Source organism: Blautia sp. LMAG:89 (assembly GCF_008679485.1).
Taxonomy (GTDB): Bacteria; Bacillota; Clostridia; order Lachnospirales; family Lachnospiraceae; genus Blautia_A; species Blautia_A fusiformis.
The window spans coordinates 71,015-94,799 of record NZ_NANC01000009.1; the positions used below are offsets into that span (position 1 = coordinate 71,015).

24 protein-coding genes are annotated in these 23,785 nt (G+C 45.2%); all 24 read right to left on the bottom strand.

Annotated elements, in window-relative coordinates; translation table 11 throughout:
- Positions 1 to 4: 4 nt before the first annotated feature.
- The 24 genes from feoB to CCC70_RS12075 all read right to left on the bottom strand — a co-directional run bounded on the left by feoB (position 5) and on the right by CCC70_RS12075 (position 23,774).
- Positions 5 to 2,383, bottom strand: a complete 2,379-nt coding sequence (feoB, locus tag CCC70_RS11960) for a ferrous iron transport protein B (RefSeq protein ID WP_173733885.1) — start codon at positions 2,381 to 2,383, stop codon at positions 5 to 7.
- Positions 2,384 to 2,792: 409 nt separating this feature from the next.
- A complete protein-coding gene (glgA, locus tag CCC70_RS11965) occupies positions 2,793 to 4,238 on the bottom strand; it encodes a glycogen synthase GlgA (protein WP_015524465.1) in 1,446 nt (481 codons plus the stop codon).
- 58 nt (positions 4,239 to 4,296) lie between these two features.
- Positions 4,297 to 5,103: a sporulation transcription factor Spo0A gene (gene spo0A, locus CCC70_RS11970; protein ID WP_015524464.1), complete on the bottom strand. Its 807-nt coding sequence runs from the start codon at positions 5,101 to 5,103 to the stop codon at positions 4,297 to 4,299.
- 324 nt (positions 5,104 to 5,427) lie between these two features.
- Positions 5,428 to 6,633 (bottom strand): SpoIVB peptidase, encoded by a 1,206-nt coding sequence (spoIVB, locus tag CCC70_RS11975; RefSeq protein ID WP_110102998.1) that lies wholly within the window; start codon positions 6,631 to 6,633, stop codon positions 5,428 to 5,430.
- Between the two features lie 150 nt (positions 6,634 to 6,783).
- Positions 6,784 to 8,469: a DNA repair protein RecN gene (gene recN, locus CCC70_RS11980; protein WP_092070415.1), complete on the bottom strand. Its 1,686-nt coding sequence runs from the start codon at positions 8,467 to 8,469 to the stop codon at positions 6,784 to 6,786.
- Positions 8,470 to 8,511: 42 nt separating this feature from the next.
- On the bottom strand, positions 8,512 to 8,973 hold the full coding sequence (gene argR, locus CCC70_RS11985) for an arginine repressor (protein WP_021650687.1): 462 nt from the start codon (positions 8,971 to 8,973) through the stop codon (positions 8,512 to 8,514).
- A 16-nt stretch (positions 8,974 to 8,989) separates the two neighbouring features.
- Positions 8,990 to 9,850: an NAD(+)/NADH kinase gene (locus CCC70_RS11990; protein ID WP_015524460.1), complete on the bottom strand. Its 861-nt coding sequence runs from the start codon at positions 9,848 to 9,850 to the stop codon at positions 8,990 to 8,992.
- Between the two features lie 23 nt (positions 9,851 to 9,873).
- On the bottom strand, positions 9,874 to 10,683 hold the full coding sequence (locus tag CCC70_RS11995; protein ID WP_021650688.1) for a TlyA family RNA methyltransferase: 810 nt from the start codon (positions 10,681 to 10,683) through the stop codon (positions 9,874 to 9,876).
- An 84-nt stretch (positions 10,684 to 10,767) separates the two neighbouring features.
- The gene (gene dxs, locus CCC70_RS12000; protein WP_173741010.1) at positions 10,768 to 12,654 is read right to left on the bottom strand and encodes a 1-deoxy-D-xylulose-5-phosphate synthase; all 1,887 of its coding nucleotides are present in this window, start codon (positions 12,652 to 12,654) and stop codon (positions 10,768 to 10,770) included.
- 22 nt (positions 12,655 to 12,676) lie between these two features.
- Entirely contained in the window at positions 12,677 to 13,564 is an 888-nt protein-coding gene (locus tag CCC70_RS12005) for a polyprenyl synthetase family protein (protein ID WP_287084935.1), read from the bottom strand.
- The gene (gene xseB / locus CCC70_RS12010; RefSeq protein ID WP_021650691.1) at positions 13,554 to 13,772 is read right to left on the bottom strand and encodes an exodeoxyribonuclease VII small subunit; all 219 of its coding nucleotides are present in this window, start codon (positions 13,770 to 13,772) and stop codon (positions 13,554 to 13,556) included. Before xseB ends, CCC70_RS12005 begins: the two co-directional genes overlap by 11 nt.
- Positions 13,772 to 14,977, bottom strand: a complete 1,206-nt coding sequence (gene xseA, locus CCC70_RS12015; protein WP_022426367.1) for an exodeoxyribonuclease VII large subunit — start codon at positions 14,975 to 14,977, stop codon at positions 13,772 to 13,774. Before xseA ends, xseB begins: the two co-directional genes overlap by 1 nt.
- Complete coding sequence (nusB, locus tag CCC70_RS12020) at positions 14,974 to 15,450, bottom strand: transcription antitermination factor NusB (protein ID WP_015524454.1); 477 nt, start codon at positions 15,448 to 15,450, stop codon at positions 14,974 to 14,976. Before nusB ends, xseA begins: the two co-directional genes overlap by 4 nt.
- A 32-nt stretch (positions 15,451 to 15,482) precedes the next feature.
- Positions 15,483 to 15,869 (bottom strand): Asp23/Gls24 family envelope stress response protein, encoded by a 387-nt coding sequence (locus CCC70_RS12025; protein ID WP_015524453.1) that lies wholly within the window; start codon positions 15,867 to 15,869, stop codon positions 15,483 to 15,485.
- Positions 15,870 to 15,949: 80 nt separating this feature from the next.
- Positions 15,950 to 17,539, bottom strand: a complete 1,590-nt coding sequence (locus CCC70_RS12030; RefSeq protein WP_022426368.1) for a peptide chain release factor 3 — start codon at positions 17,537 to 17,539, stop codon at positions 15,950 to 15,952.
- 87 nt (positions 17,540 to 17,626) lie between these two features.
- Positions 17,627 to 18,451 carry a SpoIIIAH-like family protein gene (locus tag CCC70_RS12035; RefSeq protein ID WP_129974434.1) on the bottom strand — a complete coding sequence of 275 codons (825 nt, stop codon included), beginning with the start codon at positions 18,449 to 18,451 and terminating at the stop codon, positions 17,627 to 17,629.
- An 11-nt stretch (positions 18,452 to 18,462) separates the two neighbouring features.
- Positions 18,463 to 18,777 (bottom strand): hypothetical protein, encoded by a 315-nt coding sequence (locus CCC70_RS12040; protein WP_287084936.1) that lies wholly within the window; start codon positions 18,775 to 18,777, stop codon positions 18,463 to 18,465.
- Positions 18,746 to 19,315 carry a stage III sporulation protein AF gene (locus CCC70_RS12045; RefSeq protein ID WP_173741007.1) on the bottom strand — a complete coding sequence of 190 codons (570 nt, stop codon included), beginning with the start codon at positions 19,313 to 19,315 and terminating at the stop codon, positions 18,746 to 18,748. The genes CCC70_RS12040 and CCC70_RS12045 overlap by 32 nt, the downstream gene beginning before the upstream one ends.
- Positions 19,312 to 20,454 (bottom strand): stage III sporulation protein AE, encoded by a 1,143-nt coding sequence (locus CCC70_RS12050; protein WP_092070435.1) that lies wholly within the window; start codon positions 20,452 to 20,454, stop codon positions 19,312 to 19,314. Before CCC70_RS12050 ends, CCC70_RS12045 begins: the two co-directional genes overlap by 4 nt.
- Entirely contained in the window at positions 20,451 to 20,837 is a 387-nt protein-coding gene (locus CCC70_RS12055; protein WP_021650699.1) for a SpoIIIAC/SpoIIIAD family protein, read from the bottom strand. The genes CCC70_RS12050 and CCC70_RS12055 overlap by 4 nt, the downstream gene beginning before the upstream one ends.
- A 15-nt stretch (positions 20,838 to 20,852) precedes the next feature.
- Entirely contained in the window at positions 20,853 to 21,047 is a 195-nt protein-coding gene (gene spoIIIAC / locus CCC70_RS12060) for a stage III sporulation protein AC (RefSeq protein ID WP_021650700.1), read from the bottom strand.
- 58 nt (positions 21,048 to 21,105) lie between these two features.
- On the bottom strand, positions 21,106 to 21,624 hold the full coding sequence (locus CCC70_RS12065; RefSeq protein ID WP_287084938.1) for a stage III sporulation protein AB: 519 nt from the start codon (positions 21,622 to 21,624) through the stop codon (positions 21,106 to 21,108).
- A complete protein-coding gene (gene spoIIIAA, locus CCC70_RS12070) occupies positions 21,609 to 22,541 on the bottom strand; it encodes a stage III sporulation protein AA (protein WP_015524435.1) in 933 nt (310 codons plus the stop codon). Before spoIIIAA ends, CCC70_RS12065 begins: the two co-directional genes overlap by 16 nt.
- 84 nt (positions 22,542 to 22,625) lie before the next feature.
- Complete coding sequence (locus tag CCC70_RS12075) at positions 22,626 to 23,774, bottom strand: YncE family protein (RefSeq protein ID WP_092070438.1); 1,149 nt, start codon at positions 23,772 to 23,774, stop codon at positions 22,626 to 22,628.
- Positions 23,775 to 23,785: the final 11 nt, after the last annotated feature.

Sequence of the window (23,785 nt, forward strand, 5' to 3'; positions counted from 1 at the left end):
TTTTCTATAATCCAAGCATCATTCCCACACCATGTACCGCAAACGCAACGATCCATGCAGTGGCACACTGTACTGCTACAATACCAGCGGCAGCTCTTACAGTTCCCATCTCCCGACGCACAGTTGCAATAGCTGCAACACAGGGTGTATAGAGCAAAGTAAAGATCAAAAATACGTAAGCAGTAAACGGTGTAAATAAAGTCTGAAGCAACGCCGTATTTCCACCCAGAAGGACTGTCAGCGTAGACACAACACTCTCTTTTGCCATAAAGCCCGTGATCAATGCGGTGGATACTCTCCAGTCACCAAAGCCCAGCGGAGCAAAAAGTGGTGCCACGATGCTTCCGATCCTTGCCAGAAGGCTCTGATCTGTGCTGGTAACAAGGTTAAGACCTGCATCAAAGTTCTGCAGGAACCACACGATCAGCGTTGCCGCAAAAATAATTGTAAACGCTTTCTGGATAAAGTCCTTCGCCTTTTCCCAGATCAGCTGTCCTACACTTTTTGCAGAAGGAAGCCGGTAATTGGGAAGCTCCATAACAAACGGAACCGGCTCTCCCTTATATTTCGTCTTTTTCAGGATCAGCGCATACAGGATCCCGCAGAGAATTCCTGCAAAATAAAGGCTGATCATCACAACTCCTCTCCACTGCTTCGGGAAAAATGCACTGGTGAGAAGTCCGTAGATCGGAAGCTTGGCACTGCAGCTCATAAACGGAGTAATCAGGATCGTCATTTTCCGGTCACGTTCACTGGATAATGTTCTGGTTGCCATAATGGCCGGCACCGAACAGCCGAATCCGATCAGCATCGGCACAAAGCTTCTTCCGGAAAGTCCGATCTTTCGAAGGAGCTTGTCCATAACAAAGGCTACACGAGCCATATATCCGGTATCTTCCAGGATTGACAGGAAGAAAAACAAAGTAACGATCGTAGGAAGAAATCCGATCACGCTTCCGATACCGCTTAAAATTCCATCCACAACCAGTGACTGCAGTACTGAGCTGACACCTGCCACCTCCAGTCCCCTGCCAATAAGTGCAATTACCCAGTTCACGACCATAGTCATTCCGTCTGAAAGCCAGGCTCCCAGATAATTAAACGTCATCACAAATACAATTGCCATAATTCCCACAAAACAGGGAATTGCTGTATATTTTCCGGTAAGGATACGATCTATGGCGACACTTCGTTTATGTTCACGGCTTTCTGCCGGTTTTACCACAGTTTTCTCACAAAGCTTTTCAATAAAATTGAAGCGCATGTTCGCAAGAGCTGCCTCACGGTCCAGACCGCCATCCTTCTCCATAACATGTACCAGCCCATCAAGAACCTTTTTTTCACCTTCAGGCAAAGCCAGACGTTTTTCGATCAGAGAATCTTTCTCTACGATCTTCGTAGCTGCAAAACGTACAGGAAGTCCTGCTTTTTTTGCATAGGGTTCGATCAGATGAACGGCTGCATGGATACATCTGTGAAGTGCGCCTACCGGATCCTTCGGTGACTGATTGTCAGTACAGAAATCAATTCTTCCTGGTGCTTCTCTGTATCTTGCAACATGAACTGCATGATCGATCAGCTCATCAATTCCTTCATTCTTCGCTGCTGAAATAGGTACAACCGGAATTCCTAAAATCTCCTCCAGTTCATTGATCCGAACAGAGCCTCCATTTGCCCTTACCTCATCCATCATATTTAAGGCCAGCACCATTGGGATTCCAAGCTCCATCAGCTGCATGGTAAGATAAAGATTTCTCTCAATATTGGAAGCATCTACAATATTAATGATTCCTGTCGGCTTCTCATTCAGCAGAAAATCTCTTGTTACGATCTCCTCGCTGGAATACGGGGAAAGTGAATAGATTCCAGGAAGATCCGTTACCGTTGCCTCCGGATGCCTCCGGATGCTTCCTTCTTTCTTGTCAACAGTTACACCCGGAAAGTTACCAACATGCTGATTGGAACCTGTCAGCTGATTAAAAAGAGTTGTCTTTCCACAGTTCTGATTACCTGCCAGTGCAAACGTGATCGGTTCCCCTTTGGGAATCGTATCACCGATCCGGTTCTTACGATAATCTCGAGCCTTTCCAAGTTCTCCCACACCAGGATGTGCAATCGGCTGATGCCGTTCATTTTCTTTCTTCGTTTCCGTCATGGATTCGATCGATACGATCTCAATCTTTGCAGCTTCCGCCAGCCGCAATGTCAGCTCATATCCGCGCAGCACAAGCTGTACCGGATCTCCCATAGGAGCTGTTTTACGAAGAGACACTTCTGTCCCCGGTGTAAGCCCCATATCCAGAAGATGATGTCTCAGCTCCCCCTCGCCACGAACACTGATGATTCTGCCACATTCTCCAGTCTTTAATTTGTCCAGTGTCATATTGTCACCTCATCATAAGTACAATTTACATGGTCAATACATATATCTGTATTATCCACTGGTACATCGTTTCGTAAATAACTATATCAATCGGATTCACAGACAAGTGAATGGTATAGTTATTTCAAAAACGATGTACTAATATAAATGTAACACAATTTAAGTTATTTGACAATAACTGATTAATCTGATAAGTTTCGTACAAATAATACCAATTCAAAAGTTATTTATCATTAACATTTATATTTTTTCTCACTTTAGCACAATTTCTGTTTGATAAACAAACACCTTCATATTTTTTTTGCAGACATACAATAACATCCATGTATATTCCCGCAATAAAAAAGCGCAAACGACATATTATCTGTCGTCTGCGCCTTTTTATTGCGAGAACCGCTTCGGTGAATCCTTACTCACCAATTAACCAATTGTACATTTCCTCATACTGACGTGCGGAATTGTTCCAGGAAAAATCTGCAGCCATCGCGCGATCTACCATTTTATTCCATTCACGTTTCTTGTCATAATATACACTCTCTGCATAACGGATCGTAGCAAGCATTTCATGTGCATTGTAATTTACGAAGGAGAATCCTGTTCCTGTTCCCTCGAATTCATTGTACGGGACAACTGTATCCTTCAGACCACCGGTCTCTCTGACGATCGGAAGAGTTCCATAACGAAGGCTCATCAGCTGGCTTAAGCCACATGGCTCAAACAGTGACGGCATCAGAAATGCGTCAGATGCTGCATAAATTCTGTGAGACATTGCCTCATCATAGTAGATCTGTGCAGATACCTTGCCATGATACTTCCAGTCAAAATGACGGAACATATTCTCATAACGTTCCTCACCGGTACCAAGAGCAACGATCTGAACCGCATCCTGACACAGTTCGTCCATGATATAAGCGATCAGATCAAATCCCTTCTGATCTGTCAGGCGGGATACAATACCGATCATCATAGCTTTCGGATCCTGCTCAAGTCCAAGATCTTTCTGAAGCTGGATCTTGTTCTTGATCTTCTCCTTGCGGAAGTTCTTTGCATTGTAGTTCTTGGTGATATTCGGATCTGTCTCCGGATTGAATTCATTGTAATCAATACCATTTACAATACCACGCAGGCTGTTGGCTCTCGCATTGAGAAGTCCGTCCAGCTTCTCACCATAAAACGGTGTCTTGATCTCTTCTGCATAGGTATTACTTACTGTGGTAATGGCATCTGCAAATACCATACCGCCCTTCAAGAAGTTTGCGTCCTTGTATGCTTCCAGTTTATCCGGCGCAAAGTAGTAATCGGAAAGGCCTGTGATATCCTTAACAGTCTTAACATCCCATACACCCTGAAATTTCAGGTTATGTATTGTCATAACAGTCTTGATTCCACGGAAGAATTCATTCTCCTGGAAAGAATCGTGAAGGTAAACCGGAACAAGTCCTGTCTGCCAGTCATGACAGTGGATGATATCCGGTCTGAATCCGATCACCGGAAGAACCGATAACACAGCTTTGGAAAAGAAAGCAAATTTCTCAAGATCCCATGGTGCGCTGTCATAAGGTTTCGGTCCGCTGAAATAATATTCATTGTCAATGAAGTAAAACTGGATCCCGTCATACTGCATCTGCATAATGCCTACATAGCAGTTCTTAAATCCCAGATCCATATAAAAATGGGTCACATACTCCATTTTGTCTTTCCATTCCTGTTTCATGCAGGCATATTTCGGTAAGATCACGCGTATATCAAAATATTTTTTGTCAAAGCACTTAGGCAGTGAGCCGGCAACATCAGCGAGTCCTCCTGTTTTGATAAAAGGTACTGCTTCTGATGTAGCAAACAGAATTTTTTTCATCTGTATTCCCCTCCCTGGGTACACCCGTTTTTATTTATGATTATACTCCAAAATTCATCTAATTTAAAGACCGATTTTTATATTCTAGTCTGATTTTATCTGCGATCAGTGCTATAAATTCAGAATTCGTGGGTTTCCCTTTTCCGGTGCTTACAGTATATCCAAACAATTCATCAATGGTATCCATCTTTCCCCGGCTCCATGCCACCTCGATCGCATGTCGGATCGCCCGCTCCACTCTGCTCGGTGTTGTCTGATGACGTTTCGCAATGGTTGGATATAATACCTTGGTAATGGAATTGAGCATTTCCATGTCATTGACAGACAAAATGATCGCATCCCTTAAATACTGATACCCCTTGATGTGTGCCGGAACTCCGATCTCATGAATGATATTCGTCACATCGGTTTCCAAATTCCTCTCCGGCTGAGGCTTTTTGGTTTCTGTGATACCTGGCCTTGCAATCTCCCGCACTCTTCTGTCCCCAATCTTCCGAATATGTTTGATCCGGTTTAAAAGTGTGGTGTTGTCAAAAGGCTTCAAAACATAATAGTCTGCTCCAAGACTGAATGCATCCTCTGTAATCCTCTCCTGTCCAATTGCAGATAATACGATAAACACTGGAACTTTTTTGACATTTGCGTTATGGGAAAATTTCTCCATAACGGAAAGGCCGTCCATCTTCGGCATAATGATGTCGAGAATCACCACATCCGGCTCCTTATCTTTAATTATGTTACAGATTTCTTCTCCGTTGTGTGCTTTTCCGACCAGTTCAAGGTCTTTATCTTCTTCGATCATCTGACCGAGCATGTCTGTCATTTTCGCGTTATCATCAGCAATTGCAACATTTAATTTGTCCATGAGGACCCTCCTAACTTCTATCTCCTTGGGTTTCCAGACATACCCCCTGTCACCACGGCAGTAACCGACACTGTTAGCTGCCTGCGCTTTCCCCTTGCTGGCGACAAAATTATTATAGTGGAAATCCTGTAGTAAAATCAAGATAAAAGTAGTTATTTTATCACACTTTCGTACGATATTTTTCGACATTTTTTCTCTTATATATCACAAAATTCACCAAAATGCAGGTATTTCCATCTGTATCCGGCATTTTTCCCCATATAAAAAAGAGGCACTTTTCCCGGACTTTTTCCATGTTTTTGTGCCTCTTTCCTCAACTGCAGATTATGCATTGCCTGTCATATTTTCAATAAAAATCCCATATCCGCCGGTAGAATCCTGCACAAATACATGAGTCACAGCACCAAAGAGTTTTCCGTTCTGAAGCACAGGACTTCCAGACATTCCCTGAACGATCCCACCTGTTTTTTCCAGGAGTTCTTTATCTGTGATCTGGATCACGAAGCTCTTATTAGAATCCTCATGGTTCATATCGATCCTGGTGATCTCTGCGGCATATTCTTTTACTTCGCCGTCTGTGCAGCAGAGAACAGATGCGGGTCCAATTTTCAGATCCTGTTTGTAACCTACAGGAATCTTCTTCAGATCCAGATTTTTCACCTGATCAGCATCCACAGTTCCAAAAATGCCGTTTTTACTGTTTTCGGAAATCTCACCCAGGATATTGTCGGCTTCGTATCGGATCAGACCAGATAGTTCTCCGGGATTTCCTTTTTCTCCTTTCCGGATCCCCAGGATCTGGGCGTTGTAAAGATTTCCATCTGCGATACTTAAAAGTTCGCCGGTATCCACATCGCTGATCCCGTGACCAAGAGCACCGAACCCTCCATTTTCGTCCACATAAGTCAGGGTTCCGATTCCCTGTGTATCGTCCCTCACCCAGATGCCAAGCTTGTATTTTCCTTTTTCATCTTTCACCGGCGTCAGGGACAGGGGAATCGTCTCTTTTCCCCGGCGAACCTTCAGTGTTACAGATTCTCCGCAAAGATCTGCAAGATCCTCCAGAAGATCCTGCTTGCACTGGATCCGGTTCTGATCAAAAGCCACAATATAATCTCCCGGCTTTACAATGTCCCGGGCCGGTTCTTCCATCTCACCACTTTCCGAAAGGATCTCGCCTGTATCAATGATCAGAACTCCTTTCGTCTGCATATAAATACCTACTGCATCTCCGCTTGCATATACTTCTTTTGCAGTTATATTTTTTACCTTCACATCCTTAAAAGGGATCACTCCCAAGAGTCTGCAGTGCAACTTATAGCTGTCTTTTCCTGAAACGGTGATCGCATCATCAAAGCTGATAAAAGGGCGTTTAAGAAGATTGGCTACTTCCCGGCTGTCCTCATGATCCACCAGGATCTGATCCGGGATCTTTCTGTCCAAAAGCCGGTAGCCCAGCCATCCCATCAGAATCAGATCCAGCGCAAGAAATACAAGGAGCCAACATCGGTATTTTCTTTTTCTGTTCATCTTACGTCACATCCTTTGTAATTTTCTGATACAAGCAAATCCCCACCCACTGCTTATTGCTTTTCGCAACTGAAGCAGGAAACTGACTTGATTCGGTTAAAAAAGAGGACCGACCTTTCGGCCGTCCTCTCTTAGTATGTAACGTATAAATTATTTCAGTCTTGTATTTTTTTGTTGCTGTGCCAATTCCTTCATCTCTCTTGCATTTCCAAGAACAGCCGGCGTGATCTGGGCACCTCCCAGAAGTCTGGCAAGCTCACGAACAGATTCCTCTCCTTCCAAAGGATGGATCTGGGTGATAGTTTCTGTTCCTTCTACATGTTTCTCAATCTCAAAATGGGTATCTGCCATTGCTGCGATCTGTGGAAGATGTGTGATACAAAGCACCTGCCTGTGCTGTCCGATCACTGCCATTTTTTCAGAGACCTTCTGTGCAGTACGCCCACTGATCCCTGTATCGATCTCATCAAAGATCAGTGTATCGATCTGATCTTTATCTGCAAGGATCGCTTTGATGGCAAGCATGATCCTGGAAAGCTCACCACCGGATACGATCTGTCCCAGCGGTTTTCTGCTCTCACCTGGATTTGTGGAAATCTCATATTCCACCGCATCATAACCATTATCTGTATAATTTTTTCTGCGGTCAAAACGGATAGAAAAATCCACATCCTCAAAATTCAGTTCCTTCAATCCTTCGATAATCTTTTCATCCAGCTGTTTACTGTATTTTTTCCGGATCTCTGAAAGTTCATGCGAAGCTTCCTCAAGAATCTTTTCTGCCTGCATAAGTTTTTCTTTCAGTAACCGGAAATTTTCTTCGAATCTTTGAAGTTTTTCTAATTTTTCCTGCTGTTCCTTCTGATAAGACAAAATTTCATGGATCGTCTGTCCATACTTTGCCTTCAAACTATTGATCAGATCCAGTCTTTTTTCTGTTTCAAAAAAAGTTTCTTCGTCAAAAGTCAAACTATCCATATAAGAGGACAGATCACGGCAGAAGTCACTGAGAAGTGAATCGATTTCCACAAGAGCTTCCTGTAAAGGTGCAAGATCCTTATCGTAATCTGCAATTCTTGAAAACTCTTTCAGGGCATTTCCGGTCATATCTGCGGCGCCCTGTTCATATCCGGTCATCCCACGGACCATTTGTGCTGTTTCCATGATTCTTCTGGCATTGCTCAGCTTCCGGTAGCGATCCTCCAGTGTTTCGTCCTCTCCCGGAATAAGAGCTGCCTCCTCGATCTCATTGATCTCAAATTCCAGAAAGGCTTTTTCACGGTTGCGCTGTTCCTCATCCATATCCAGTGCTTTCAGCTGATCCACACAGTCCCGATACTCCTGATAAGCTTTCCGGACCTTCTCCCTGGCAGGAAGGATCTGTTCCTTTCCATATACATCCAAAATAGCCAGCTGGCGGTCTCCATAAAGAAGTGACTGATGCTCATGCTGTCCGTGAATGTCCAGAAGACAGGCTGCTGCTGCTTTCATCTGGCTGACAGTACTTGTCTCTCCGTTGATCTTGTTGATACTTCTGCCGTCCATGATCTTGCGGGACATCAGCACCTGTCCGTCTTCCGGATAGATGTCAAGCGCCGCAAGGGACTCTCTGGCTTTCGTGTTTTCAACCTGAAACAGCAACTCTACCAGGGCATAGGAAGCATTTTCACGAATCATGCTTCTGGAAGTTTTTCCACCCAGGATAAGCTGTATGGATCCTAACAGAATGGATTTTCCGGCTCCGGTCTCACCAGTTAAGATATTTAAGCCTGGTCCGAATTCCACCTCTGATTCCTCTATCAGTGCAAGATTTTTTACATGCAGATGTACTAACATTGATTTCCTTTCTGGTATAAAGCATTTACATATTCTGTCATTTTATTTTCCTCTGGATAAGATCCCGCCAAGCTTCTGAACTACACCCGGTGCCTGTTCAGAGGTTTTCACCACACACATAATGGTATCATCTCCGGCAATACATCCCAGGATTTCCGGCCATTTCATAGCATCAAGAGCTGCTGCTGCCGCCATGGCCATTCCCGGAATTGTTTTTACCACTACGATATTCTGTCCGATGTTCATAGCGATCACTGCATCTTTCAAAACTCTGGAATATTTATCACTTAACACATCCGGTGTATGTTCTTCCAGGATCGCATATCTGGACTTTCCGTTGCTGCCTGCAACCTTTGTCATTTTCAGAGCACGGATATCTCTGGATACGGTAGCCTGCGTAACCTTAAAACCGGCCTCATTCAGTCTTGCTGCAAGTTCTTCCTGTGTATCGATCTCGTACTGACGGATCAGTTCGATAATTTTTTCATGTCTTGCTACTTTCAAAATTGAACCTCCTGCATCAGCTGTTACTCATTTTCTGTCTCAGAACCTCCACAAAGCTCAGATGGTTCAGCTTGAGGATTTTTGTCCTGACTGTGGCTTTCCGGATCACGATCCGGTCACCGGTGACCATGGATATCTGGGTATCCCCGTCGAAAGAGGCCACCGCTTTCTCAATGGTATTATGTCTTCCCTCACCGATCTCTACTGTAACTGCCTCTTCCCCGGAAAGAATGATACTTCGGGTGTTCATAGTATGGGGAGCGATGGGGGTCATGATCATCATACTGGCACTGGGAGAAACCACAGGACCTCCCGCTGACAGACTATATCCGGTAGAACCGGTCGGAGTGGAAATGATGATACCATCTGCATTGTATGAATTCATATATGCATCATTAACATAATTCTTGAAACGGATCACACGGAGATGTCCTTCTCTTCCGATCACAATATCATTTAATGCGATATCTTTTCCAATAAGTTCTTCTCCACGATAGATCTTTCCTTCCAGCATCATACGATCTTCCAGCTCATAGTCATCTGACAGAAGCCGATCCAGAGCCGGATACACGGAATTTTTATCCACCTCGGCAAGAAATCCCAGAGTTCCCAGATTGATTCCAAGAAGAGGGATATCCAGATGCACCACATCCCTTGCAGCCTGCAGAAGTGTTCCATCTCCACCCAGTACAATAATGCACTGTGTATCCTGCGGAATCCCATCCGGGTCCGTATAATGATACGGTCCTTCCATTTTTTCGGTGATCTTCTGCACATGACACCTGGCACCATGCTTCTCCAGATAGGCAATGATCCTATTAGAAAATGTCAGTTCCGGATCCTTGGCACTGTTTGGAATTATATAAAATCTGTCCATATTGCTTCAGTCCTTTCCAAACATCAGTCCAGCTGTCCGTGGGCTTCCTTTACCACATCCTCTACGGATACGTCAAGACTCACAGGTACTTCTGTTCCTTCCGGATGTTTTTTCAGATGAAGGAGATATTCAATATTTCCTTCAGGTCCCTTGATGGGAGAAAAGGAAAGATGACAGGGCTCCATAAAAATGCTCATGGCATAATCTCTGACTTTCTCAATGACTTCTTCATGGACTTTCGGATCACGGACAACGCCTTTTTTTCCGACTTTTTCTCTGCCGGCCTCAAACTGAGGTTTGATGAGACATACGATCTCTCCGTCCTCTGTGAGAAGGTTTCTTACAGGAAGAAGCACTTTTGTAAGGGAGATAAAAGAAACATCGATCGAAGAAAATGCTGCCGGACCTTCAAGATCTTCCGGTACCACATAGCGGATATTTGTTTTTTCCATGCATACAACTCTTGGATCATTCCTGAGTTTCCAGTCCAGCTGTCCATATCCCACATCAATGGAATAGACTTTGACCGCTCCGTTCTGAAGCATACAATCTGTGAAACCGCCGGTGGATGCGCCTACATCCATGCACACCTTATCCTTCAGCGTCACGCCAAAATTTTTCATGGCTTTTTCCAGCTTCAGTCCGCCTCTGCTGACATAAGGAAGAGTCTTTCCTCTTACCTCCAGCTTGACAGTCTCAGCAAACATGGAGCCAGCCTTGTCTTCCTTCTGACCGTTGACATATACTTCCCCGGCCATGATATACGCTTTTGCTTTTTCGCGTGACGGTGCAAGTCCCTGTTCCACCATCATGATATCCAGTCTTTTTTTCATATTATCCTCCAACAGCCCGGCTCTTTATGTGCCGGGCTGTAAAACGCCTCACAGCTTCGTATTCTTCTGCAAAGGCTATGTCCTTTATTTTCTGTTATTCACAAGATTTTCCCAGCTCTGTTCTACCGCATCCAGGATTCCCTGTACATTTAAACCTATTTTCATTCGCTGACGGTCCACCGTTCCATGCTCAATAAAATGATCCGGTATTGCCAGTGGAAGAACTCTTACTTCCGGATGACAGGCTTCCATATAAGCAGATACATGTTCTCCGAACCCACCGCTTTTTACATTCTCCTCCACAGTGACCAAAAGACTGTGGTTCTGCGAAAGCCGATCAAGAAGCTCTGTATCCAGAGGCTTTACAAAACGGACATTGACAAACGTAGCTCCTGCTATTTTGTGATCTCTTATCTCTTCACAGACCTTCTGACAGACAGAAACCATGCTGCCAACCCCGAGAACTGCAATCTCACTGCCTGGAGTGATCACTTCACTTCTTCCCTTCTTAAGTGGCTCATGACATTCTTCCATATCGGTACATGCCGATCCTTTCGGATATCGGATCGCACAGGGACCATCCAGCTCTTCTACTGCAAATTTCAACATCTCCTCAAGCTCTTTTCCATTCTTGGGAGCCATAACTGTCATATTGGGAATCATGGACAGATAGGATAAATCAAAGCATCCATGATGTGTTTCACCATCTGCTCCGACAAATCCTGCCCTGTCAATGGCAAAGATCACATGAAGATCCTGCATACATACATCGTGAAGGATCTGATCGATCCCTCTCTGCAGGAACGAAGAATATACCGCAAAAACCGGGATCATTCCCCCAAGTGCCATGCCTGCCGCAAAGGTTACTGCATGTTCTTCCGCAATACCCACATCAAAAAAACGCTCCGGGAATTTCTTCCGGAATCGGTTCAGTCCGGTTCCATCTGGCATAGCAGCTGTAATAGCAACTACTTTTTTGTTCTTCTCTGCCAAAGAACATATTGCACCGGAAAAATGATCCGTATATGTCGGCGCTGTTTTTGCTGCAAGAGGTCTGCCACTCTGGATGTCAAAAGGACCTGTTCCGTGAAAACGCTCCGGATGGGAAGATGCCGGTCCATAGCCTCTGCCTTTTTCTGTAAGGACATGGACAACAACCGGTCCCTCCACTCTCTTTGCCTCATTAAAAAGCTTCATCATCTGGCGCATATTATGACCATCTACCGGTCCCAGATAAGTCAGCCCCATATTTTCAAAAAGCATTCCGGGAATGATCAGCTGCTTGATGCTGCTCTTGGTCTTTCGGACCGTATCTACCACGGCGGTTCCAACATGGGGAATCTTTTTGAGTGTTTTTGTCACGCCGATCTTCATTCCTGTATAAGTCTCAGCTGTACGCAGAGCGCTTAAATAGGTGGACATTCCTCCTACGTTCTTGGAAATAGACATGTTATTATCATTGATGATAATAATAAAATTAGTCTTCAGCTCAGCCGCATTGTTCAATGCTTCATAAGCCATCCCACCGGTAAGCGCACCATCTCCGATCACGGAAACCACATGGTATTTCTCTCCCATCAGGTCTCTGGCACGGACATAGCCAAGTCCTGCGGAAATGGAATTGGAACTGTGTCCGGTATCAAACGAATCACAGTCACTTTCATTCCTTTTTGGAAAACCGCTTAAACCTCCTTCTTTACGAAGATCCTTAAAGCCGTCTTTTCTTCCTGTAAGGATTTTATGTGTATAAGCCTGATGTCCCACATCCCAGATCAGCTTATCCTGTGGAAGATCAAGCACATTATGCAGAGCAAGAGTCAGCTCCACCACACCCAGATTGGATGCCAGATGGCCACCTGTCTCACTTACACTCTGGATCAAAAAGCTCCTGATTTCCTCGGCAAGGCGCGGAAAATCCTCCAATGAAACTTTATGAATATCATTTGGCTTTTTAATTTTTTCCAGAATCATTTGTACCCTTCCTTTGTTCTTTCTATTTCCTGCGGCTGATAAGACTTTCCACAAGAAGATCCAGAAATCCGTTCTTCCTGTCAAGGTCGTCTAAAAGTTCTACCGCATGGTCAGAAAGTTCTTTAACCCTGCTGGCTGCTGCCGGGGCTCCAACAAGGCTTACATAGGTAACCTTGTTGTTTTTTTCATCACTGTGGATCGGTTTTCCCAGTTCCTCCTGGGTACTGGTCACATCAAGGATATCATCCTGGATCTGAAAAGCCAGCCCGATGTTTTCTGCAGCCTGCTCCACAATCTCAAGTTCTTTCTCAGATGCCCCTGCCAGCACAGCACCGGTCATCATGGAAGCCTCGATCAATGCGGAGGTCTTGTTTTTGTAAATATAATCCAGCATCTTGTGTTCCAGAGGTTTCCCATCATTCTCCACATCAACACTCTGTCCACCAAGCATACCGTTGATGCCGGTCTTATCTGCAATGATCCGCATGGCGGCTATCACACGGTCTTTATCCTCGGTCAGATCAAAGGCGGAAAGCATCACTTCATAAGCTCTGTTAAGGAGTGCCACACCGCTTAAAACGCCCATGGCCTCTCCGTATACTTTATGTGTGGTCAGCCTTCCCCTTCGGTAATCATCGTTATCCAGTGCAGGGAGATCATCATGGATCAACGAATGTGTATGGATCATCTCCATAGCCGCCATAAAAGGCTCACAAAGCTTATCCTTTCCTCCAAACAGCTCGTAGGTTTCCCTGATCAGGATCGGGCGGAGTCTCTTTCCACCTGCCGTCATACTGTAATTCATGGCCTCTGCCATGGTTTTTGCAAAACCGGATTCTTCCGGAAGATATTCCCGGATCACATGTTCTGCTTCTTCTGTTCTTCTTTTCAGTTCTTCTTTAAAATTCACGAAATGTCCCATCCTCATTCATCTGAAGCATCTTTTTTTCTACAGTATCCAGTCTTCCGTTCAGATCCTTTAGGAGCTCCATTCCCTGTCTGTAGAGGCGGAAAGACTCCTCAAGAGGTGTTTCTTTATCCTCCAGCTTCCGGGCAAGCAGATCAAGCTCCCCAAAAGTATCTTCTATGGATTTCTCTTCTTTCTTTGCTTCTGCCATTATCGCTCTTCCTTCCTGATGCGATCCGCAACTGCTTCTATGACTCCATCGGTTACTGCAATGGAGATCCTGTCACCTTTTTTTATCTGACTGATCTCTGTCACCGCATGTCCGTCTGAGTCGGACACAAATGCATATCCTCCATTTAGCTTTCTTAATGGAGAAAGTCCCTCAAACCGCTGGATCCATATTGCCAGTTCATGTCTTTTCTCTGTAAGCTTTTGTTCCATGGAAGAACGCAGGCATTCCTCCAGCTCCGATGCATACTGACGTTTTTCACGTAACATGGACTCCGGGCTCAGATACTGGAATCTGTTCTCATAGGCCTTAAGTTTTGCGGCAAAAAGTTCTGTCTTACTGTTCATGGCACGCTGCAGACGGTCTCCGTACATATGAAAGCTCTCCAGAACACTGCGAAAATCATCCACTGCCAGCTCTGCTGCAGCAGATGGTGTAGGTGCCCGCAGATCTGCTACAAAATCCGCAATGGTAAAATCCGTCTCATGTCCCACTGCCGAGATCACCGGTGTCCTGCACTCAAAAATAGCACGGGCAACGCTCTCCTCGTTAAAGGCCCAGAGATCTTCAATAGAGCCACCTCCACGGCCGACGATGATCACGTCCACCCCTGCTTTATCCAGCATCCGGATTCCCTTTACGATACTCTGCGCCGCTCCCTCTCCCTGCACAAGTGCCGGATAAAGGATCACCTGCAGATATGGATTCCTTCTGCCTGCAATATTGCGGATATCCTGTACTGCTGCACCAGTAGGTGCTGTCACCACGCCAAGGGTATGAATAAAATGAGGAATGGGCTGCTTATATTCCTGTGCAAACATCCCCATATCCTCAAGTTCCTGTTTCAGTGCCAGATATCGTTCATAGAGGGCACCAGCACCTTCCAGTGTGATCTCTTTTGCATAAAGCTGATAACGCCCGTCTCTCTCATATACGTCTACAATTCCGCCTGCAACTACCTTATCCCCGTCCTTCATGCGAAAAGCAAGACCTCTGCGGTGTCCCGCAAACATCACACAGCTTAATGTGCCTGTTTCATCCTTCAGGGAAAAATAAATATGTCCGCTGGTATGGTATTTACAGTTGGATACTTCTCCCTTTACATAGACTTTTCGGAGGAAGTAATCCTGGGTAAACATATTTTTGACATAATGGTTTACCTGACCGACAGAATAGACGTTTCTCATGCGTTCTCTTCCGGGGCTTCTGCTGCCTTCTCTTCTGTGTCAGCAGTCTCCTCCTCGTTTTTCTTTTCATCCTTCTCAGATGCGATCTTACCCAGTACTCCATTTACAAAGGAGCCGGAAGCATCTCCGCCAAATCTTTTGGCAAGTTCTACCGCTTCGTTGATAGCTACTCCTGTCGGTACGTCTGCATCATATTCCATCTCATATACTGCCAGACGAAGTGCCGCAAGATCCACACGGCTCATACGCTTTGTCTTCCATCCACGGCTTGCACTGTTCAGCTGTGCATCGATCTCTTCCAGATGTTCTTTCACATGTGCGTACTTCTTCTTCATATATTCCTGGTCCTGTTCTGAAAGTTCTCCAAGACCTTCAAAATAAAGAGAGAGCTGTTCTGTCATCTCTTCTTCTGAATTAAACTCTGTCATAAACATAAGTTTAAATACATGTTCTCTCTGTTCTCTTCTTCTCATAATTTCCTCCTAAGACGGAAAAAAGGAAAGGTTTACTTTCCTTTTTCGTTCTCCATATCCACGCTGGCAATATGAATATTTACATCTGCAACCTCAAGTCCTGTCATATTCTCAATAGCGGATTTAACCTTCTCCTGAACCTTCTTGCTTGTCTCAAGAATGTTTCTGCCATACTCGATATTCAGTGACAGATCCACGGTAACGACTCCTTCCAGAATGGTTACTCTCACGCCCTTGGACAGATTCTTCTTTCCAAGTTTACTTACCAGCTCATTGGTGATATTTCCTGCCATGGAAGCAACTCCATCCACATCTGTTGCTGCAAGTCCTGCAACGATCGCAACAACTTCATCTGCAATGTGAACTTCACCGATTCCGCCCAGATCCTGTATCTTATACGTTGTTCTTTTTTCTGCCATGGGAAACCCTCCTACGGATATAATATTTTTGTTCGTAATTTTATACTATTATATCAAAAAAAGTTATGAAATAAAAGGGCTTATTTACTGAATTCTGTCAGTACCAGATCAGGGTTTCTGTCCTCAACCATGCCAACACTCCATGCATTGACAAAGAGCAGCAACGGATTTCCCTTAAGGTCTGTGACTTTCTTCATATCAGAAGTTCCCACGATCTTGTCTACTTTTACAGTCTCCTTGTTGGCGATCCAGCGGATATGCTCATATGGAAGCGTTTCCAGACGGATATCTACATTATACTCATTCTCCAGACGGTATTTCAGGACATCAAACTGCAGGATACCGACAACACCCACAATGATCTCTTCCATACCGGTGTTAAACTCCTGGAATATCTGGATCGCACCCTCCTGAGCGATCTGGTTGATACCTTTTACAAACTGTTTTCTCTTCATGGTATCGATCTGACGCACACGTGCGAAATGCTCCGGCGCGAAGGTCGGGATTCCCTCAAAGGCAAATTTCTTTCCAGGTGCGCAGATGGTATCTCCAATAGAAAAAATACCCGGGTCAAAGACACCGATGATATCACCTGCATAAGCCTCCTCCACAACATGACGGGATTCTGCCATCATCTGCTGCGGCTGAAGAAGTCGCATCTTCTTGTCTCCCTGCACATGATAAACCTCTTTGGTCGCATCAAACTTGCCTGAACAGATCCTCATAAATGCGATACGGTCTCTGTGAGCCTTGTTCATATTCGCCTGGATCTTAAATACAAAGGCTGAAAAATCATCACTCATAGGATCTACCGGTCCGCAGTCTGCAGTTCTCGGAAGCGGAGAAGTGGTCATCTTCAGGAAATGCTCCAGAAATGTTTCCACACCAAAGTTGGTAAGAGCAGAACCGAAAAATACCGGTGTCAGCTGTCCTTTGCTGACCTCTTCCTGAGAAAACTCCGCACTTGCGCCATCCAGAAGCTCGATTTCTTCCATCAGCTGCTCTTTCTGCTCAGGATCCATGACCTCATCTGCACGGGGATCATTAATATCAATCTCTTCTATCACACCTTCCTTGGTGCCCTTCTGTGTATCGGAGAAGGTAAGGATCTTCTTTGTATTACGATCAAACACACCCCGGAATTTCTTACCGGAACCGATTGGCCAGTTGATCGGACAGGTTGCAATACCAAGCTCTTTTTCGATCTCATCCAGAAGATCAAAAGTATCGTTGGCATCTCTGTCCATCTTATTGATAAAAGTAAAGATCGGAATGTGTCTCATAACACAGACCTTGAAAAGCTTACGGGTCTGTGCCTCAACACCCTTGGATCCATCGATGACCATAACTGCTGAATCCGCAGCCATCAATGTACGGTAGGTATCCTCGGAGAAATCCTGATGTCCAGGTGTATCCAGAATGTTTATACAATATCCGTCATAATGGAACTGAAGAACGGATGAAGTAACGGAAATACCTCTTTCCTTCTCGATCTCCATCCAGTCTGATACTGCATGGCGGGCCGTAGCCTTACCCTTTACACTTCCGGCCAGATTGATGGCCCCTCCATACAGCAGAAATTTTTCTGTTAATGTTGTTTTACCAGCATCCGGATGAGAGATGATGGCAAATGTTCTTCTTTTTTCTATTTCTTTCGTATACTTCGACACGTGAGCCTCCTGTATATTCTCTGATATCTCTATTTTACTATAACCTTTCCTATTCTAGTATAGACAAGGCTTTGCTGTCAAGGCAATTCAGTCGTAAATTCCCTCTGTATCAATAGTCTGATCGTTCTGGATATCTGCAGCCGTCTCTGCGTCCTCAGATGTTTGATCCGCCGGATCGCTTTCCACAGATGCAGCGGTATCCTGCACCTCATCACCTGTACTTTCCGCATTATCCTCTGCACCTCCCGTATTTTTTTCAGCTTCATCTGCAGTATTTATGACATCCGATGCATTTTTACTTTGACTCAGAGGCGTGATCACAATGCTCTCTGCTGCCACACCGGTTTTCCTCTTTACAATATCCTCGATCTGTGCACGTTTTGCATCCTCCAGATCTGCATCCGGCACCACAACATCCGCAGTTTCACCCGTCAGATTTACGATCACATTTTCAAAGCCCTTCGCCTCCAGAAGAAGCTCTGCAGCCGCCTCTTTTTCTGTAAGATCTGTCATGGAAACCATTGTGTTAATGGCATTCTGTTTTTCCTCATCGCTGATGTCTTTATTACTGATGATCGCCTGCAGGTCCGCTTTGTTCTGGGAACGCACCTGCTCCCTGCTGACTTTTGCCTGTGCTGCAAAATCCGAAGCACCGGTAAGTACGGCCTCGCCCGGGGATGCGGTATCCATCACCTCCGACTGGGTTGTGCCATCTGCCCCGTTCTCATCCAGAAGGGCTGTTTCATCGGTCAGATCATAATCCACATCGTCCAGGATACTGCTGCTGTCTGTACTCGTCTCCTTATCCTTAAATCCCAGATCCACATCTGCGAAATTCAGATATCCGGCCACAGCAATGAGAATGGCCAGCGAGGTGATGATTACCTGATTTTTCTTCATGATCTTTTTCACTTCTACTCTCCTCATTTCATTTTCATTATTCTAATTTTATTAGCGTCGATCTGAAATAATGCCATAATTGCCTGCTGAATATTCTGGACTGTCACTGCGCTACCTGCTCCCTGAGCCGCCACCAGCACACCGGTAACTTCATTTTTGCTGCTTATGGAAAAGTTTTCCATATTTCCCTCATCCCCGGTCATAATGATCACTTCCACTTCTCCGACTCCTTCCACATTGGAAAGCAGTTCCTCAAGGCGGCTCTCCAGGCGGGTTTTCTCCGCATTCTGATCCTCTGCTGTTTTACTATTCTTTCGGGTTACCGGAAGTCCTGCCACCAGAAGAAGGATTCCCAGAAGAAGGAAAACTCCCCACTCCTTCCATCCCATCCTCAGAAGCCAGGATCTGATACTGTCCTTTCCTGAGTCCACAGATTCTTTCGAGCTCATTTTTCACCGCCTCCCTCTGTTTTTCTGTGACTGTTCCATAAAGTGTTATGGTCAGCTGAAGCTCTTTCTCCATATCTACTTCTGTTTTTGCCGAAAAAATCCCTTCTTTCCTGAGGATACCCTGAACCTGATCCTTCAGTTCCTGTTCATATGCTCCTTTAAGAAATGTTTCCCTTATTCCTTCTGCTTCTGTCTCCATACGTACCTGTTCTTCTCTCCCATAATTATTGCTGAATCCGGACAGAAGTTCTTCACTTTTTCCCACTACGGCAAATATAGGTGTACAGATCAAAAGCACCAACAGAAGCCCCATAAACAGCCGTATATACTGCTCATAACGCTTATCAGGTAGAATATGCAGAAGTGCTGTAGTAAGTACATGAAAAAAAGCCAGGCTTTTCATCCACTGATAAAGTTCTGTTCTCATCCCAAGCCTCCTCCTGCCATCAGGATCAGAAATGTAAGCATACATAAAATTTCCGCAGTAAACAGGATTCTCATCAGAAGTGCACATCCCTCTGCCATGGTGCCAAAGGCTTCTACCAGCCGTTTGTCTGATACAGGCTGCGCCGCAGCCGCCAGAAAGCGATAGGTCAGTGACAAAAGTCCATATCGGACCAATGGCCCCGCCCCCACCGCCAGGATCACCAGTAAAAGCGCAATGCCCAGACTGTTTCTTACAAGAACAGCTGTGGTAAGGACCAGTTCCGTAACTGCATTTACCGCGCTCCCGATCCCAGGAAGAGCACCTGCAGTTTTTCCCACAGCACTCCGCTTCAGAGAATCCATTACCGGAGCTACAAGCCCACGCACCACCTGCAGTCCTGCTGCCACTCCAAGTAATGTCCGAAGCCCCCAGGAGATCACCGTCTCGATCAGCTCAGCCATTTTTCCCAGCATTTCTTCCCTGGAAAGATGATTTACAAATTTCAGAAGAATATATAAACTCACTCCGGGAAGCAGTACTCGTTCCAGGATCCATTGAAAAAGCCACACCAGAAGCAGTACTCCCTGATAAAAAGCAGCTGCACTGGATGCACCTGACGCTGCTGCCACTGCCATAAAATACACCGGTGAAAGTTCCTTCATAAACTCCGTGATCCACGCAAGCATTGAAAGCAGTGATGCACTCAAACCGGAAAAACTGTTCATCAGAAGAGTAAAAACAAGAAGATACACCACATAAAAACTGATCTCTCCCACCTGCCCGTTATCAAAGGCACCGGCAAACCCGGAAAAAACGGCAGCAAACAATAACAGAAGCAACAACTTCACGATCAGCTCTTTTTCTCTTTCAATACCATAAAAAAGGAGACTGTGCAAAAATTCCCGCACACTCTCCTCCGAAAGCACCTCTTCCCCTGACAGCAGTCTGTGAAACGCTTCTGTAACAGAAAATGTTTTTTCTCCAAGCATCTCATCTACCATGGACTGCAGGTCGGTAAGCTCCATCTGATCTGTGATCTGTTGTTCCGCCGAAGAAGCATAAACGATCACACCGCCAAAACAGTTTATAACTACAGCCAGAAACAGGGCTGCACAAATCTCTGACCAATATCTTTTCATGCAAGAAATCCCTGTATGGTATCCAACAGGGCCAGAAGAACCGGCATACTTAAGACCATTACAGATAACCGGCAGAACAGTTCGATCTGTGCACCAGTGGAGGAATATCCTGCATCTCTGCATATGCCGGATGAAAATTGTCCGATATAGGTGATCCCGATCATCTTCAGCAAAGTAGTGATATAGCTTCCATCAATCGGAAGACTCTGTTTCAGTCTCTCCAGGGACTGGAACAGATAGCTGATCTTCCCTACCGCTAATCCCAGTATCACAAGACCTATTCCCATCGTAACAAGGCTTACATACTCCGGTGCGCGGTCTTTCAGAAGAATCCCCAGAAGAACCCCTGCCGCTCCCAGAACAGAAATCTTCAGAATATCCACGGTTCTTTCCCTCCCCTACAGTACAAAAAGCTGCTGGATATTTTTAAAAAGTTCATAAATATACGGCACGATCCAGAACAGTACTAAAAGAAGTCCTGAAAAACTCACCAGAAAAGCCTGTTCCTCCCTTCCGCTATGTTTCAGGATCTGAGAAAGAACAGAGACCAGGATCCCTACTGCACCGATCTTAAATATGATACTGACCTCCAAATGATCCCTCCTTTTCTTCTGAAAGCCTGTCCTTCTTACTACTGTCTGATAAACAATACTATACCAGGAGAACCGCAAGCAGCAGGCCTCCAAGAATCCCAATTCCCTGGTACAGTTTTTTCTTTCCGGAAACCTCCGCTTTCCGCTTCAATATCTCTGCTTCCAGATTATTTTCATACATGGAAAGCTGCCGCATCTGCATTTCCAGATCCATATAGCCCAGATATTCTCCGAAAGAAAAAAAAGCGTCCTTTTCCCCATGGGTAAGGCAGCTTTTTTTCAGGGCGCTTTCCGCACATTCCCTGCATATCTGTGAAAGTTTTTCTCCTGTTCCCGCTTTCATCCTGTCCGCGGCACTGATGAGAAACTCTCTGTATTTTCCATTCATTCTTCCTGCTGCTCCATAAAAAGCATCCGGCAGTGATGCATTCCCGCAGCGGATCTCGCCTTTCAGGCAGATCACCATCTGAAGCAGTTTTTCCAGTATACGAATCTGCTCCGAAAGTCTCATACTTCCGGAAATTCCCATTCCGGCTCCTGCCGCCACTACCAGAATACATCCTACAATCCGGTACATAGGCATTTCCCATTTTCATCATAGATTCCTTCCACGATTCCTGCACGTTCATGCTTTCCCAGAAAAATATATCTCTGGAAAACCCGCGCTTCCCACAATTTCCGGAAAAACGGCTGGGATAATGTTTCTTCCATGGAAGCTCCATGTGCAGTTGCAATCAGACGACATCCACAGTGGATAACTGATTCCACAGCCTTGAAATCTTCTTCTTTTCCAAGTTCATCCACAGCAACCACAACCGGCGACATTGACCGAATCAGCATCTGCATCCCTTCTGCTTTCGGACAGCCGTCCAGGATATCCGTACGCATTCCAAGGTCATTCTGAGGGATCCCCTGATAGCATCCGGCCAGCTCACTGCGCTCATCGACTACTCCTACCGTAACACCAGAAATATTTCCCCATCCATTACTCATCTGCCGGATGATATCCCGAAGAAGCGTGGTCTTCCCACATCTGGGCGGAGAAACGATCAAGGTATGCATGATCTGCTCTCTTGTCTGGATATATGGCAGCACTTCTTCTGCACATCCCTGGATCTCATGTGCCAGACGGACATTGATGCAGGAAATATATTTCATCCCACGGATACGGTTTCCGTCCAGGATCACCTTTCCGGTAACTCCTACACGGTGCCCACCCTGTACACTCAAAAACCCCTGGCGAATCTCATCTTCATAAGCATACAGGGAATAGCCGCTGACATACTCTAGTGTTTCCTTAAGATCCTCCCGCGTAACCAGATAAGGTTCTGTATCTTTTTGCCGGAGGAAACATTCTCCCCCATCATAAGTGAGGAACAGAGGTCTTCCCACGCGGAGACGTATCTCATATAATTTATCATAATCAAGGTCTGCATCCACCAGAAGCTGGCGGACATTACTGGCAAACAGGTTCTGGATCTGGTTTGCGTCCATGTTTTCACCTCTTACACTTAAATATATTGCGGACATGCCGGATTTAGTACCTGTTGTCTTTTTTGATGCTCTCTCGTTTTTTCTTTATTCCGACAGAAAAAAAAGACTTTCTTCTTCGTCATAGGTCTCCATCTTCGAAAGATTCAGCTTCAGGACCCGATCCACAATATTTACGGAGGACGCACGGTATGCATAGGCACAGGATTCAAACATCACATAAAGACTGTCACCCTCCACCACGATCTGTTCCAGTCGTTCCGGAAAACGATAAGTTCTGGCAGAATTCTCGTTTACATACAAACGCTTATCGGATTGTTCATAAAACACCAGCCTGGATGGCAGGATTCCAAAAGAATGAGAGATCAAAAGCTTATCATTATAAAAAGCAATTCCCTGAACCTGCTCCGATATGGTGGAATAATCCAACGGAACTGCCATTTCAAAATCCATGCCCAGTTTCTCGTCCATGGTATTGATCAGTTTTCCCTCTTCGTCAACTCCGTATCGTGCAATTACACTTTCGTTATATTTTTCAAAGCAGCCTACATACAGACATCCCTTATAAAAGGTCATAAAAGAATCTCTCACGATCCCATAAAGACTGACTATCTGGAAAGTATCCACCGGCAGATGGCTGTCATCATAATCGTAGGCTTCTATTGTATCCATCTTTATACTCACTGCCTGTGCGATCCCGTTGATATTGGAGGAACACCATAATAACTTATGCTCCGGGTCATAGGCAAGTCCTCCCACATGAGGCTGTCCAGGCAGTATCACTTCTTTAATAAAATTATGATTTTCCTTATCGATCACATAAATGACCGAATTATGTTTCTGTGTGCTGCAGTAAGCGCTGACCAGCACATAATCCTCTGTAACCGCCAGTCCCTGAGGCGTCATGGACGTACACATGGCAGGAGTGGCACCCTTTTTTGTGAGCAGCGTCCTGGTATTCTTCAGCCCGGGAATGACATATGTTCCATATTCCTTCTCTTTTTCTCTCCCATCAAAGGCAAAATAAGAGAAATCCTCTTTCTGGGAAAGCATCTGTTTCTGTCCCCGCAGTGTATACACTGCAGCACCTCGGTTTGTCACCACAGCTTTTGTGGGCAGCTCTGTTTTTGCACGGTAAACAAATGCATATAAAAAATAACATATGCACAGCACAAAAACAACTGCCAGGATCTTCAGAATGAAAATCCTGAAGCTGCGTTTCATCTCTTTGTTCATTTCATCGTCTC

Excerpts from the sequence above, each read along its gene's own strand:
- feoB (WP_173733885.1), bottom strand. The coding sequence starts at position 2,383 with ATGACACTGGACAAATTAAAGACTGGAGAATGTGGCAGAATCATCAGT.
- glgA (WP_015524465.1), bottom strand. The coding sequence starts at position 4,238 with ATGAAAAAAATTCTGTTTGCTACATCAGAAGCAGTACCTTTTATCAAA.
- spo0A (WP_015524464.1), bottom strand. The coding sequence starts at position 5,103 with ATGGACAAATTAAATGTTGCAATTGCTGATGATAACGCGAAAATGACA.
- spoIVB (WP_110102998.1), bottom strand. The coding sequence starts at position 6,633 with ATGAACAGAAAAAGAAAATACCGATGTTGGCTCCTTGTATTTCTTGCG.
- recN (WP_092070415.1), bottom strand. The coding sequence starts at position 8,469 with ATGTTAGTACATCTGCATGTAAAAAATCTTGCACTGATAGAGGAATCA.
- CCC70_RS11990 (WP_015524460.1), bottom strand. The coding sequence starts at position 9,850 with ATGGACAGATTTTATATAATTCCAAACAGTGCCAAGGATCCGGAACTG.
- CCC70_RS11995 (WP_021650688.1), bottom strand. The coding sequence starts at position 10,683 with ATGAAAAAAAGACTGGATATCATGATGGTGGAACAGGGACTTGCACCG.
- dxs (WP_173741010.1), bottom strand. The coding sequence starts at position 12,654 with ATGATTCTGGAAAAAATTAAAAAGCCAAATGATATTCATAAAGTTTCA.
- xseB (WP_021650691.1), bottom strand. The coding sequence starts at position 13,772 with ATGGCAGAAGCAAAGAAAGAAGAGAAATCCATAGAAGATACTTTTGGG.
- xseA (WP_022426367.1), bottom strand. The coding sequence starts at position 14,977 with ATGAGAAACGTCTATTCTGTCGGTCAGGTAAACCATTATGTCAAAAAT.
- nusB (WP_015524454.1), bottom strand. The coding sequence starts at position 15,450 with ATGAGAAGAAGAGAACAGAGAGAACATGTATTTAAACTTATGTTTATG.
- CCC70_RS12025 (WP_015524453.1), bottom strand. The coding sequence starts at position 15,869 with ATGGCAGAAAAAAGAACAACGTATAAGATACAGGATCTGGGCGGAATC.
- CCC70_RS12045 (WP_173741007.1), bottom strand. The coding sequence starts at position 19,315 with ATGAGAACAGAACTTTATCAGTGGATGAAAAGCCTGGCTTTTTTTCAT.
- CCC70_RS12050 (WP_092070435.1), bottom strand. The coding sequence starts at position 20,454 with ATGAAAAGATATTGGTCAGAGATTTGTGCAGCCCTGTTTCTGGCTGTA.
- CCC70_RS12065 (WP_287084938.1), bottom strand. The coding sequence starts at position 21,624 with ATGTACCGGATTGTAGGATGTATTCTGGTAGTGGCGGCAGGAGCCGGA.
- spoIIIAA (WP_015524435.1), bottom strand. The coding sequence starts at position 22,541 with ATGGACGCAAACCAGATCCAGAACCTGTTTGCCAGTAATGTCCGCCAG.
- CCC70_RS12075 (WP_092070438.1), bottom strand. The coding sequence starts at position 23,774 with ATGAACAAAGAGATGAAACGCAGCTTCAGGATTTTCATTCTGAAGATC.